We start from the raw sequence: 11,839 nt of genomic DNA on the forward strand, positions 1-11,839 counted from the left end.
AGCGCCCCACCCCGAGCCGATGACCGCACCCACCGACGCGAAGAAACCACGTCGCCGCCAACTGTGGCGCTGGACCCTCAACCTGCTGCTGTTCATCGCCGCGCTCCAGGCGATCGACTGGTGGAAGACCCGAACGCTGCCGAACGGCGCCGCGCCACCGCTGCAGGGCATCACCCTCGACGGCGAGATACGCGCGCTCGCCGACTATCGGGGCGCACCACTGCTGGTGCACTTCTGGGCGACCTGGTGCCCGATCTGTCGCCTCAGTGAAGACGCGATCGCCGCCGTCGCCGAGGACCATCAGGTCGTGACGGTGGCAATGCAGTCCGGCAACGACGCCGACATCGCCGCCTATCTCGACGCCCAGGGGCTCGACCTGGTGGTCATCCCCGACCCCGACGGGGCGATCGCCGGACGCTGGGGCGTGGGCGCAGTACCGACCAGCTTCGTGATCGACGCCACGGGCGCCATCCACAGCTCGACCATGGGTTTGAGCACCGCTCCGGGGCTGCGTGCCCGGCTGTGGGCGGCGGCGCAGGGCACGCCCGCGGCGGAGACTTTGCCGCCCCCCGCGGCTCGCCTATAATCGCCCGCATTAGCATTCATCGATATACCAAACCAGACACGGAGAGCAGCGATGCCGACCTATGACTACCGTTGCGATGCCAACGATCGGGTGATCGAAGTCAGCCACCGCATGAGCGAGACCCTCTCGACCTGGGGCGAGCTGTGCGCACGCGCCGGCATCGAGCCCGGCGACACCGCCCCCGAGACCCCGGTACGTCGTCTCGCCACCGGCGGCAACCTGATCGCCAGCACCAGCCTCGGCAGTGGCGCCGCACCTGCCTGCTGCCCCAGCGGCAGCTGCTGCAGCAACGGCATGTGTGGGCTCTGACCCCGACCCGGGCACGCCGGCACTCAACGCTGGCGTGCCACCACCACCCCGGCGAGCAGGATCGCCGCACCCCCCAATAGCTCACGCCACCCTAAGGGCTCACCAGCCAGCCAGACCGCCGAGAGTACCCCCACCACCAACTCCAGCAGCAGTACCAGCGACGACAACGCCAAGGGCAGGCGCGCCATCCCGTACTGCAGTGCCGCCATCATCAGCCCCACCCACAGTGCACCAACCAGCAGCGCGACCAGCACCGGCGCGAGCGCGGGCGGTGGCGGGCTGTCCAGCATTACCGCCAACCCCAGCGCCAGCGGTGGCGCCAGCGACCAGGCGGCGAGGTTGCGCGTCGCCGCCGGCAAGTGGCGCGCGGCGCGCACCTGCACCGTAGTCAACGCCAACCCGACGCCGGCGACCAACCCGAGGGTCGCACCCCGCCAGGCGGCCCCCTCGGCCAGCGCAGCACCGCCGAGCAACGTCCACACCCCGAGCAAGGCCACCACCAACGCCGCCAGGGTGAGGCGCGCCGGCCGCTCGCCGAGCAACACCCAGCCGAGCAGCAGGGTCCACAACGGGGCGAGATAGAAGAGGATCAGCACCGGCGCCACCGCGCCCTCGATCACCCCGAGGCTGACGGCGATCACCGAGCAGGCGGCACTCACACCGATACCGAGCAACCGCCAGGGCGCGCGCCGTGCCACCGCCAGCTGGTCACGAGCGAACCACAGCCCGAGCAGGGCCGCGCCCCCATAGAACAGCGCCACCGCCCACAATCCGCCGACCCCGGCCTCCACCACCAGACGCAGCGGCAACCAATAGAGCCCACACAGGGTGGCGCCGAGGGTCAGCGCGAGCAGCGCGCGATACCGCTCACACCCGCCGGGGTCGCCGGCAGCGATCATCTCAGGCGTGCGGCAGAGGCCGAGGCAGCCCGGCGCCGACCCGGGGGATGCCCTCACCGAGGGTCACCGACAGCGACAGACGTTCACCGCCACGTACCACCTCGATCTCGATGTGATTACCCGGGGCGTAGTTGTCGAGCACGTCGAGCAGGTCATCGAGCGAGCGCACCCGGCGCCCGGCAGCGGCGATGATGAGGTCGGCGGCGACCAGCTCACCGGCGCGCGAGACCAGCGCCGAGCGCAATCCAGCGGCGGCGGCGGGAGAGCCTGGATCGACCTTCACCACCACCACCCCGGCAGTCCCGAGCAGCGCACCGATACGCTCACTGAGGGCACGATTGGTCACGATCCCCAGGGTCGGGCGCAAATAGCGACCCTGGGCGATGAGCCGGGGTACCACCCGATTGATGGTATCGACCGGGACGGCAAAGCCGATCCCGGCGAACCCGCCCGAGGGGCTGAAGATCGCGGTGTTCATCCCGATCAGCCGCCCGGCGCTGTCGATCAACGGGCCACCGGAGTTGCCCGGATTGATCGCCGCGTCGGTCTGGATGAGGTGATCGATGGTGCGCCCATCATCACCCGGGATGCTGCGATCGAGCGCAGAGATCACCCCGGCGGTGAGGGTGTAATCGAGACCGAAGGGGTTGCCGATGGCGAACACCTTCTGTCCCACCCGCAGGTCATGACTGCTGCCGAGCGAGAGCGGCGGCGGACCTGCGATCGAGGTGGCGATGCGCAGTACGGCGATATCGTGCTCGGGACTGATCCCCACCAGCCGCGCGGCATAGGTCCGCTGATTGGAGAGGCGGACATAGGCCGCCTCGACATCGGCGACGACATGATAGTTGGTCACCACATGACCGGCGCGGTCCCAGACGAACCCCGAGCCGGTGTCACGCGGCACCTCGAGCACGTTGCGGGTGAGCAGGTCGAGTACCCGTGCCGAGGTGGTGATATAGACCACCGAGGGACTCGCGCGCTCGAAGATCGCGATGGTGGTGCGCTCGTCGGCGGCGAGTTCACCACGCGCCTCGACCGCACGCGGTTCGGCATAGTGGGCGAAGATCAGGTCCTCGATCCAGGGACGCGAGAACAGCGCCACCAGGAAGAAAACCACGAACCAGAACAGAAAGCGAGAGAGCGCAAAGGCGTGCATGGGGCGTTGGCCGGCCGGTTGCATCGGTCTGCAATTGTATACCCGCGCCGGCCCCGATGACCCTCAGGCCGGGGTCGGTGGCCCCTCCTCGCCCCCACGACGCGGCCAGGACGAGAGCACCGCCTTGACCAGGGTCGCCAGTGGGATGGCGAAGAACACCCCCCAGAAACCCCACAACCCACCGAACACCAGGATGGCGACGATGATCGCCACCGGATGCAGGTTGACCACCTCCGAGAACAGCAGCGGCACCAGCACGTTACCGTCGAGTGCCTGGATGATGAAATAGGCCATCGTCAGCCAGGCGAAGGTCGGCCCCCACCCCCACTGGAACCAGGCCACCAGTAGCACCGGCACGGTCACCACCGAGGCACCGATATACGGGATGATCACCGACAGCCCCACCAGCAGCGAGAGCAACATTGCATAGTTCAGGCCGAAGGCGTAGAAGGTGGCGTAGCTCACCCCCCAGACCACCAGGATCTCCCACACCTTGCCGCGCACATAGTTGGATATCTCGCGATCGACGTCCTGCCAGACATGCCCGGCGATCCCACGATGCCGCGGCAGCAGGCGCCTGAACCAATCGAGGATCAGGTCCTTGTCCTTGAGGAAGAAGAACACCAGCAACGGCATCAGGATCAGATAGACCATCACCGTGATCACGCCGACCACGCTCGCCAGCGACCACGACAGCACCTGCTGACCGAAGGAGATGACCTCGGAGCGGATCGCAGCGATCAGCTCCTCGATCTGTTCGACGGTGACCAATTCCGGGTACTCGTGGGGCAGCGCCAACAGCGCCTCGGTACCCTCGGCGATCATCGACGGCAACTGCTGCACCAGCTCGGTGATCTGACGCGAGACCAGCGGCATCACCCCGAACAGGATCAACGCGAGAAAGGCGATGAACACCAGATAGACCACCAACACCGCGGCCAGGCGAGGCATTCCGCGGCGTTCGAGATACGCCGCGAGTCCCTCGAGCAGATAGGCGATGACGATACTCGCCAGCACCGGCGCCAGCGCATCGCCGAGGAAGAAGACCACGGCGAAGACCACCACCAGGAGCAGCGCGAGGAACACCACCTGGGGATCGGAGAAGTGGCGGCGAAACCAATCGGTGATGATATTCATGACTCAGGGGCACTCAATCCTGCATGGGCCGATCGGCCCGCTGTTGCTGATAGTGACGCTCGAACAGGGCCTCCAGCGCGTCGATCACCTCGGCGGCCGGGCGACCCTGCAACACATGCGCGGACATCAACGCCGAGGTCTCCTCGAGCATCGCCGCACGATCGAGCATGGGGTAACCACGCGCCAGACGTTTGATCGCCGCCACCACCCGCTCACCCTCGGGGCGCGGCTCGGGCGCAGGTTCCGGCACGATGGCCGGTCTCGTGGCGGCAGCGCCACCGGCGCGCTCGGCCAGGAACTCGGCGAAGGCGAGCAGGGTCTCGCGCTCGGCGACCGGGAGCGCACGGAACAGCCGCAGCAGCCGCGCCGCCGGATCGGCGGGCGCGGGGGTTGGCGTCAACATACCCGCCCGGCGCGCCGGGCGCACCTTGGGATCGCGACCGAGGCGGCGCGACAGAACTCGAGCAGATGCATCATCACTCCTCCGCGACAAACCCCATCGCTCAGGGCGGGGTCGTTGACGACGCGTCCTGAGACGGATGATGGACTTGGAAGTAGGTCCGCGCGAAATCGAACAGCTCGTCGACCACGCGCAGCCGGAACTTCTGTTTCTGATGTACGAATGAGAACGGACGATGTAGCGGGGGGTCAAGCGGTACGGCAACCAGGGTACCGAGGCGCTGCTCCTTGGCCAGGGTGGCCTGGGAGAGCACCGAGACCCCCATTCCGGCCTCGACCGCGCCCTTCACCGCCTCCGGGCTCCCCAGCTCCAGCACCACCTTGAGCGCCTCGAGACAAAAGCCCTGCTCACGCAGGTAGTCACGGATCACGTTACGCGTCCCCGAGCCCTCCTCGCGACAGATGAAGGGGTAGCGGAGCAATTGCTCGAAGGGCACCACCTCGAGCGCGGCGAGCGGATGTCCAGGCGGCATGATGGCCACCAGCTGGTCACGCTGACAGGTCTCGACCACGAGGTTCTTGTTCCCCACCGGGGCCTCGACGATGCCCAGGTCGATGGCATTGGTCTCGACCATCGCCAACACGCTATCGGTATTGGCGACCTTGAGCTGGATGGCCACATCGGGATAACACCCCTTGAACTCACCGAGCAGCCTGGGCAGCAAATACTCGGCGATGGTCGTGCTCGCGCCGATGGTGAGGGTACCGCTGACCTCGCCGGTCAGCTCACGCACCGCATTCTCCATCTCGGCGTAGAGCTCGAAGATACGATCCGACGCCTCATAGACCACCCGACCGGCATCGGTCAGGCTGATGCGGTTGTGCGTGCGATCGAACAACCGGGTATCGAACTGATCCTCGAGCTGACGCACCTGGAAGGTGACCGCCGGTTGGGTCATGTGCAACGCCTCGGCCGCCTTGGTGAAGCTCAACAAGCGCGCAACCGTATGGAACACTTGAAGTCTACGATCAGCCATAGTGGATTCAAAAAGGATTAATAAAAATTCCTTATACCACAATGATCTGATACCAACACCCCATCAAGCGCATTCCGACAAGCCGGTATTTAGTACACGAAATGAACGAGATGCCGAGGGTTGCGGGCCATTCCCGCAGCCAATGGCTGGATTAGGACCGACGCATCGCATACAGTTGTGCGCCGCCGCCCGGGGGTAACAGAACGGCAACATGGCGCATCCTGTCTCTCGCCCGTGCGCCCGATGCATGTCAGCGGTTCACACGAACCCGTAGTTTCGTTTCGCCCGACCGGCTCCGCGGTCGAAAACACCGTCGCGAGGCGGTACGTACCGACACGGCCACCGGCCAATACCAGATCACCGTCAAATCGACGATACCTTAAGAGACAGCAAGCACAGAGAGATGCCCATGTTCCAACGCCCGCTCACCCAGGCACTCGCGTTGAGCGCAGCCGTCGGCGCGCTCGCCACCCAGGGACCGGCCCAGGCCGCAGGCTTCGCCCTGCCCGAGTCCTCGATCGCCGGACTCGGCACGGCCAATGCCATGGTCGCCAACCCCGACGAGACCGGCGCCTTCGCCTACAACCCGGCGGCGATCGCCTTCCACGACCAGTCGAGCGTCGCCGCCGGTGGCCTGCTGATCAGCCCCACCTTCTCGGTACGCACCGGCAGCGGTGAACACGACAGCCAGGGCGCCGACTGGCTCGCCAGCCCGCAGTTGCAGATCGCCGCCCGCGTCAACGAGCGCTGGAGCCTGGGACTCGGCGTGACCGCGCCCTTCGGGCTCGAGACCCGCTGGGACGACGGCACCTTCCCCGCCGTCAGCGGCACCCGCAGTGTCCCCGTGCCCCCGCCGCTCGACCCCGAGATCCCGCTCGGTCAGCCGACCGCGAGCAAGTTGGAGGTCATCCAGATCGCACCGACGGTGGCCTATCGGGTCAACGACACACTCAGCGTCTCGGCCGGGCTCGATCTCTACTGGGGCAAGAGCGCCAAACTCAACTCCACCGCGGGCCGACTCAGCGGTGACGGCTCCGGCATCGGCTTCAACCTCAGCGCCCTCTACGTCCAGGGGCCGTGGAGCCTGGGTGCCTCCTTCCACTCCGCCTCCAGCGTCGGGCTCGACGGCCACTATGTCGCCAACAGCCAGACCCTGGTGGCGCTCGGTCTGGCCGAGCCGAGTCAGGCGGCCAAGATCGACTTCGATCTGCCCTGGCGGGTACAGCTCGGGGTGCGCTACGAGGTCAATCCGCAACTTGCGGTCGAGTTCGACTGGACCCGGACCGGCTGGACCGAGTTCGATACCCTAGAGATCAAGGGGCGCTCCAGTGGCGACCTGATCTTCTCCGACACCAACGGTTGGACCGACACCAACGCCTATCGTCTGGGTATCACCTATCAGCTGCGTCCCAGCACCCAGCTGCGTCTCGGCTATGCCTTCGACGAGACCGGCCAGGGCGACAACCACTTCAGCGTGCGCGTGCCCGACAACGACCGTCACCTGTTCAGCATCGGTCTGGCACAGACCCTGGCACAGGGCTTCTCGATCGAGGCCGGCTACATGTACGTGATGGCCGAGGATCGCAACTACCGCAGCGACACCCCTTTCACCGGTCAGGGTGTCAACGGTACCAGCGCGCTCAATGGCGACTACGAGATGGACGCCCACCTATTCGGACTTGAGCTGGTCAAGGTCTTCTGATGAGACCGGGCGCCGGCGTGACACCGCTGGCGCCACAGCAAGGACGCCGCCAGTCGGCGGCGTCAGCAGATGGTGCGGAGGCGGCGTGACTCAGATATAGAGACAGATATCGCTGTCGCCGGCGAACTCGAAGAAGGAGGCCGCCCCGGCGTACTCGACCCCCTCGATGAAGTCGTCGGTGTCCATCTCGAAGAGATCGACGGTCATCTGGCAGGCGATCAGCTTGACCTCGGCCTCGAGACAGAGTTCGCGCAGCTCCTCGATGCTGGCCACGCCCTTGTCCTGCATCTTCTTCTTCATCATCGCGGTCATCATGCCCTGCATGCCGGGCAGCGCCAGCCCCAGTACCGGGAACCACTTGTCCATGCCCAGCGGCATCGGCATCCCCGGGTTACCCAGCGGCGTGACCTCGAGCTTGGGCTTCTTCTTCAACAATTGCAGCCCGTAGAAGGTACAGAAGATTTGTGTCTCGTAACCCAGTGCCGCAGCGGTCGAGGCCAGGATGAAGGGCGGATAGGCCCAATCGAGCGAACCTTTGGTGGCGATGATCGCCAACTTCTTGTCTTCCATTCAGTCCTCCTCGTGGGTCACTTCGGGGTGCGCGCATCCAGCGCGCAATACAGCGGCGCCGAACGCAGCGTCAGGACTTCTTGATCAGGAAGTGGAACTTGCCACCGTCCTCCTTGGACTCCATCAACTGATTACCGGTCTGTTTGGCAAAGGCGTCGAAATCACGCACCGACCCCGGATCGGTGGCCACCACATGGAGCACCTGCCCGGAACTCATCGCGTTCAGCGTCTTCTTGGCACGCAAGATCGGTAGGGGACAGTTGAGTCCGCTCGCATCGAGTTGTTGATCGAAGTCGGCCATCGGGTACCTCCGGTAGGGTGCAGGGTGAAGGAATCGCTGAAAACCAAGGTTCGGCGTTATAGGCGAAACCCATTGAAAAGGCAAGATATGGGCTTGATCAGTGGCTCTTTTCCTGATTAGCAGGCCCTCGTCGCTCAGCCTTCTTTCGGGACCTGGATCGGATAGCCATGGCGCGCCCAGGCAATGATCCCGCCACGCAGGTTGATGACCCGATCATAGCCTTGCTGTTGCATATAGGCGCAGGCCTGATAGGAGCGCGCACCACTGCGACAGTAGAGCACGATATCGCGATCACGCGGCAACTCGGCAAGGCGCACCGGCAACAGGTGCATCGGCAATGGCATGGCATCTGCAATCATGCCCTGCGTCATCTCTGCCGGGGTACGGATATCGACCAACAGTTGATCCTGGCCGGCACTGATGCGGGCGCGTAATGATTCGGAGTCGATCTCGTTGATCACCTAGGGTTCTACCACAATTCTAAGTATTTAAGTATATTAATGACTTCTGACAGCCAACTCAATGACGCTGTGGGACCAAAACCCCTGAGATGACCATGGAACTTCTCCCCATCTTTCTCGATATGCAGGGGCAGCCCTGTTTGGTGGTCGGCGGTGGCACCACGGCGGCACGCAAGGCCGGCAACCTACTGCGCGCAGGCGCCGCCCTCACTCTGATCTCCCCCACCCTGAGCGATGAACTCGCCGAACAGGCCGCCAACGGACGAGTACGCCACCTCGCGCGCCGTTTCGCACCCGAGGACATCCCCGGCCATCGCTTGGTGATCGCTGCCACCGACGACCGCGCCACCAACCGACGGATCGCCGAGATCGCCAAGGGACACGGCATCCCGGTCAATGTGGTCGACGACCCCGATGCCTGCAGCTTCCTGCTGCCCTCGATCGTCGACCGCTCACCGGTGATCGTCGCGGTGTCCACCGGACGCGCCTCGCCGGTGCTCGCGCGGCTGCTGCGTACCCGTCTCGAGGGCCTGATCCCGGCCGGTTACGGTCGACTCGCCGAACTCTGTCGGCGCTATCGCGCGCCGGTCAAGCAGCGCTTCGACGACGCCCGCGATCGCCGCCGGTTCTGGGACCGGGTGCTGCTCGGTGGGGTCGCCGAGCGCGTCTTCGCCGGGCGCCAGGGCGAGGCCGAGCGCCTGATCCGCGCCGAACTCGACGCCGACCCCGAGCACAGCGAGCTGGGCGAGGTCTATCTGGTCGGCGCCGGTCCCGGCGACCCCGACCTGCTCACCTTCCGCGCGCTGCGGCTGATGCAGCAGGCCGACGTGGTCGTCTACGACCGTCTGGTCTCCACCCCGATCCTGGAGATGACCCGCCGCGACGCACGCCGCATCTACGTCGGCAAACAGCGCAACCATCACGCCATGCGCCAGGAGGAGATCAACCAGCTGCTCGCCGAGCTGGCCAAGGACGGGCACCGGGTGCTGCGTCTCAAGGGTGGTGATCCCTTCATCTTCGGGCGCGGCGGGGAGGAGATCGACACCCTCGCCGCCGAGGGCGTGCCCTTCCAGGTCATCCCCGGGATCACCGCCGCCTCCGGCTGCGCCTGTTACAGCGGCATCCCGCTGACCCACAGAGACTACGCGCAATCGGTGACCTTCGTCACCGGGCATCTCAAGGACGGCACCATCGACCTCAACTGGCCGGCGCTCGCCCAACCCAATCAGACGGTGGTCTTCTACATGGGACTGGCGGGGCTACCTGTGATCATCGCACGACTGCGCGAGCACGGCGTGGCCGACAGCATGCCGGTCGCGCTGGTACAACAGGGCACCACCCCCAAACACCGGGTCTACGCCGGCACCCTCGGGACCATCGTCGAGCAGCTCGACGCCGACCCACCGGAACCGCCGACACTGATCATCGTCGGCGAGGTGGTGCGCCTCCACGACAAGCTCGACTGGTTCGCCCCCCCCGAGACCGTCGCCGCCCCGCCCCTGCCCTGACCCCCGGCGCACGCTGGGCGGGCGCCGGGACCCGATCACCCGACGCACGCCCGGCTCAGCGACCGAACAGCCCCCGCAGCCGCGCCCGTGAACGCTTCGCGTAAAACGCGTCAAAGACCGCTGCGAAGTCCTGGCGATAGCGCTGCTGCTGCGCGAGCAACTGACCGATGAGGGCACCGATGGCGAGCAGGGTGTCGCTGTCGGCCTCGCCCATCGCGTACATGCGCTCGGCCAGACGGCGCAGTCGTGCCGCCTGTACCGTCCGGTCCTGAAAGCCGCCGAGATGATCGAGCAGGGTCTTGGTCTGGCGAATCGCTGCGCGGATCTCACGCGGCGGATAGAGGCGACTGAAGAACTCCATCATGTAACGCAGCTTCTTGCAGCGCTTACGCAATGCGTGCAGTGCCTCGGGCGGCGCGTCGGCAGCGATCGCCTTGCCCTCGCGCCGCAGCCGGTGCAACAGCCGGCGCAGCCGGGCATCGACCACCTCCTTGACCGGCCGGCCCGCCAGGGGCGCGGAGGCGGACGCAACCCCTGGGGTCTCGAGAAAGGTACGCCAGTCGGCGAGCAACTGCGCGCACTCGGCACCGCCGAGCACCTCGGCCAGCGCCTGCTGGGCCTCGAGATGATCGGCACGTAACCGCGCGTACAGCCCATCGAGCCCGGCACGCAACGGCTCGGGCAAGGCTGCACGCTGCGCCGCGAACTGCTCGAGCTGGACGTCGAGATCCCGCACCGGCCCGGTGACCTGTTGCAACCAAGCGAACCCCTCGCCGAAACGCGCCATCACCGCTTCTGGAAAGACCCCGCGAAGCTGACCGAGCGCCGAACGGGTACGCCGTGTCGCCACCCGCAGGTCATGGAGGAACTCGGGATCGAGCGCCGTACGCGCCCCCTCGACATTGGCCTCGATCACTGCCAGGAGGGCGAGCAACAGTTGGCGCGCGGCCTGCTCGGCGCTGGCCGTGGCATCGAGGTCGATGTCGAGCTTGGAGGAATACTCACCCGGGCGGCGACCGACCGCGGCGAGCGCGGCAAACAGTGGCGGTTCGTCGATCCGCCTCAACCCCAACGCCCGTTCGAGCGCGGGGAGCAGACGCGCACGCTGACGCCGCTCGCCCTGCCCGGGCAGGACCCGCAGGCGGAGCGGCAGCAGCCCCGAGCCTCGCCCCTGCGGATCGCGAAAGCGCGTGCGCACGACAGCGAACCGGATCAGGGTATGCCCCTGTTCGGCCAACAGCCGATAGACCTCGGCCTCGGTATCGAGCTGCATCAGCGCCAACAGACGCCGCCCGCCGCAGCAATCGATCAGCTGCTCGCGCAACGCCCCGGCGGGGAGTCGCGCCGGGAAGTCCGGCAGGGACTCGAGTTCGAGCACCTGCCCGCCCCGATGCCGCGCCAGCGGGATCAGCACCAGGTGCCAACGCGGACCGCGGCCCTGGCAGGCGAGCATGGCACCGGCGCCGTGTACCGCCCAATCGAAGGTATCGTAATAGACCCGGCGGGTGGTCTCGCTCGCGGGCGGCGCCAACCGCCCCAGCCCGCGGGCCCAGTCCTCGAGTCGAGCGAGCGGGACATCATCCTCGGGCAACAGATAGTCGATCTCCGATTCGCGCATGAACAGCTCCTGCTGACGGCACCGCCCCCATTGGCACGGCGCCGGCCGGCGCAGCACGTGCATTCAACAGGGTGTCGGTGTCATTATGAGAAATTTTCCGGGCCAGGGTCCGTCGACCCGCCCCGATGGAATCGGAATCGTCACCATATTGGA

The 11,839-nt window shown here is 66.3% G+C and carries 13 protein-coding genes; 4 read left to right on the plus strand and 9 right to left on the minus strand.

All coding sequences use genetic code 11. The features are described 5' to 3' along the window. The first annotated feature begins 19 nt into the window (after positions 1–19). Together HF203_RS00810 and HF203_RS00815 are read left to right on the plus strand one after the other, a co-directional pair. Complete coding sequence (locus tag HF203_RS00810) at positions 20–586, plus strand: protein disulfide oxidoreductase (RefSeq protein ID WP_168665627.1); 567 nt, start codon at positions 20–22, stop codon at positions 584–586. A 51-nt stretch (positions 587–637) separates the two neighbouring features. Next, positions 638–895 (plus strand): FmdB family zinc ribbon protein, encoded by a 258-nt coding sequence (locus tag HF203_RS00815; RefSeq protein WP_168665630.1) that lies wholly within the window; start codon positions 638–640, stop codon positions 893–895. A 23-nt stretch (positions 896–918) separates the two neighbouring features. On the opposite strand, the gene HF203_RS00820 is transcribed toward HF203_RS00815, so the two are convergent. The 5 genes from HF203_RS00820 to HF203_RS00840 all read right to left on the minus strand — a co-directional run bounded on the left by HF203_RS00820 (position 919) and on the right by HF203_RS00840 (position 5,526). Next, positions 919–1,794 carry a DMT family transporter gene (locus HF203_RS00820; RefSeq protein ID WP_168665632.1) on the minus strand — a complete coding sequence of 292 codons (876 nt, stop codon included), beginning with the start codon at positions 1,792–1,794 and terminating at the stop codon, positions 919–921. 1 nt (position 1,795) lies between these two features. After that, positions 1,796–2,977 (minus strand): S1C family serine protease, encoded by a 1,182-nt coding sequence (locus HF203_RS00825; protein WP_246221593.1) that lies wholly within the window; start codon positions 2,975–2,977, stop codon positions 1,796–1,798. A 39-nt stretch (positions 2,978–3,016) separates the two neighbouring features. Continuing rightward, the gene (locus HF203_RS00830) at positions 3,017–4,090 is read right to left on the minus strand and encodes an AI-2E family transporter (protein ID WP_168665634.1); all 1,074 of its coding nucleotides are present in this window, start codon (positions 4,088–4,090) and stop codon (positions 3,017–3,019) included. A 13-nt stretch (positions 4,091–4,103) separates the two neighbouring features. Then, positions 4,104–4,493 carry a hypothetical protein gene (locus HF203_RS00835; protein ID WP_168665636.1) on the minus strand — a complete coding sequence of 130 codons (390 nt, stop codon included), beginning with the start codon at positions 4,491–4,493 and terminating at the stop codon, positions 4,104–4,106. A gap of 100 nt (positions 4,494–4,593) precedes the next feature. Then, positions 4,594–5,526: a LysR family transcriptional regulator gene (locus HF203_RS00840; protein ID WP_168665638.1), complete on the minus strand. Its 933-nt coding sequence runs from the start codon at positions 5,524–5,526 to the stop codon at positions 4,594–4,596. Between the two features lie 409 nt (positions 5,527–5,935). Between HF203_RS00840 and HF203_RS00845 the strand changes: the two genes are divergently transcribed. Next, positions 5,936–7,228 carry an OmpP1/FadL family transporter gene (locus HF203_RS00845; RefSeq protein WP_168665640.1) on the plus strand — a complete coding sequence of 431 codons (1,293 nt, stop codon included), beginning with the start codon at positions 5,936–5,938 and terminating at the stop codon, positions 7,226–7,228. Positions 7,229–7,318: 90 nt separating this feature from the next. Here the strand turns inward: HF203_RS00845 and dsrE2 are convergent, their stop codons facing one another. The 3 genes from dsrE2 to HF203_RS00860 form a co-directional block, all read right to left on the minus strand. Beyond that, on the minus strand, positions 7,319–7,798 hold the full coding sequence (gene dsrE2 / locus HF203_RS00850) for a sulfur carrier protein DsrE2 (RefSeq protein ID WP_168665641.1): 480 nt from the start codon (positions 7,796–7,798) through the stop codon (positions 7,319–7,321). A 70-nt stretch (positions 7,799–7,868) separates the two neighbouring features. Continuing rightward, positions 7,869–8,099 (minus strand): sulfurtransferase TusA family protein, encoded by a 231-nt coding sequence (locus HF203_RS00855; protein ID WP_168665642.1) that lies wholly within the window; start codon positions 8,097–8,099, stop codon positions 7,869–7,871. 134 nt (positions 8,100–8,233) lie between these two features. After that, the gene (locus tag HF203_RS00860) at positions 8,234–8,560 is read right to left on the minus strand and encodes a rhodanese-like domain-containing protein (RefSeq protein ID WP_168665643.1); all 327 of its coding nucleotides are present in this window, start codon (positions 8,558–8,560) and stop codon (positions 8,234–8,236) included. A gap of 95 nt (positions 8,561–8,655) precedes the next feature. On the opposite strand from HF203_RS00860, the gene cysG reads away from it, so the two are divergent. Next, a complete protein-coding gene (gene cysG, locus HF203_RS00865) occupies positions 8,656–10,068 on the plus strand; it encodes a siroheme synthase CysG (protein WP_168665644.1) in 1,413 nt (470 codons plus the stop codon). A 55-nt stretch (positions 10,069–10,123) separates the two neighbouring features. Here the strand turns inward: cysG and HF203_RS00870 are convergent, their stop codons facing one another. Further along, a complete protein-coding gene (locus HF203_RS00870) occupies positions 10,124–11,686 on the minus strand; it encodes a CHAD domain-containing protein (RefSeq protein WP_168665645.1) in 1,563 nt (520 codons plus the stop codon). Between the last annotated feature and the right edge of the window lie 153 nt (positions 11,687–11,839).

The organism is Marichromatium bheemlicum (assembly GCF_012276755.1).
GTDB lineage: Bacteria > Pseudomonadota > Gammaproteobacteria > Chromatiales > Chromatiaceae > Marichromatium > Marichromatium bheemlicum.

What these genes read in the sequence shown, in the direction of transcription:
- HF203_RS00810 (WP_168665627.1), top strand. Translation starts at nt 20, where the DNA reads ATGACCGCACCCACCGACGCGAAGAAACCACGTCGCCGCCAACTGTGG.
- HF203_RS00815 (WP_168665630.1), top strand. Translation starts at nt 638, where the DNA reads ATGCCGACCTATGACTACCGTTGCGATGCCAACGATCGGGTGATCGAA.
- HF203_RS00820 (WP_168665632.1), bottom strand. Translation starts at nt 1,794, where the DNA reads ATGATCGCTGCCGGCGACCCCGGCGGGTGTGAGCGGTATCGCGCGCTG.
- HF203_RS00825 (WP_246221593.1), bottom strand. Translation starts at nt 2,977, where the DNA reads ATGCAACCGGCCGGCCAACGCCCCATGCACGCCTTTGCGCTCTCTCGC.
- HF203_RS00830 (WP_168665634.1), bottom strand. Translation starts at nt 4,090, where the DNA reads ATGAATATCATCACCGATTGGTTTCGCCGCCACTTCTCCGATCCCCAG.
- HF203_RS00835 (WP_168665636.1), bottom strand. Translation starts at nt 4,493, where the DNA reads ATGTTGACGCCAACCCCCGCGCCCGCCGATCCGGCGGCGCGGCTGCTG.
- HF203_RS00840 (WP_168665638.1), bottom strand. Translation starts at nt 5,526, where the DNA reads ATGGCTGATCGTAGACTTCAAGTGTTCCATACGGTTGCGCGCTTGTTG.
- HF203_RS00845 (WP_168665640.1), top strand. Translation starts at nt 5,936, where the DNA reads ATGTTCCAACGCCCGCTCACCCAGGCACTCGCGTTGAGCGCAGCCGTC.
- dsrE2 (WP_168665641.1), bottom strand. Translation starts at nt 7,798, where the DNA reads ATGGAAGACAAGAAGTTGGCGATCATCGCCACCAAAGGTTCGCTCGAT.
- HF203_RS00855 (WP_168665642.1), bottom strand. Translation starts at nt 8,099, where the DNA reads ATGGCCGACTTCGATCAACAACTCGATGCGAGCGGACTCAACTGTCCC.
- cysG (WP_168665644.1), top strand. Translation starts at nt 8,656, where the DNA reads ATGGAACTTCTCCCCATCTTTCTCGATATGCAGGGGCAGCCCTGTTTG.
- HF203_RS00870 (WP_168665645.1), bottom strand. Translation starts at nt 11,686, where the DNA reads ATGCGCGAATCGGAGATCGACTATCTGTTGCCCGAGGATGATGTCCCG.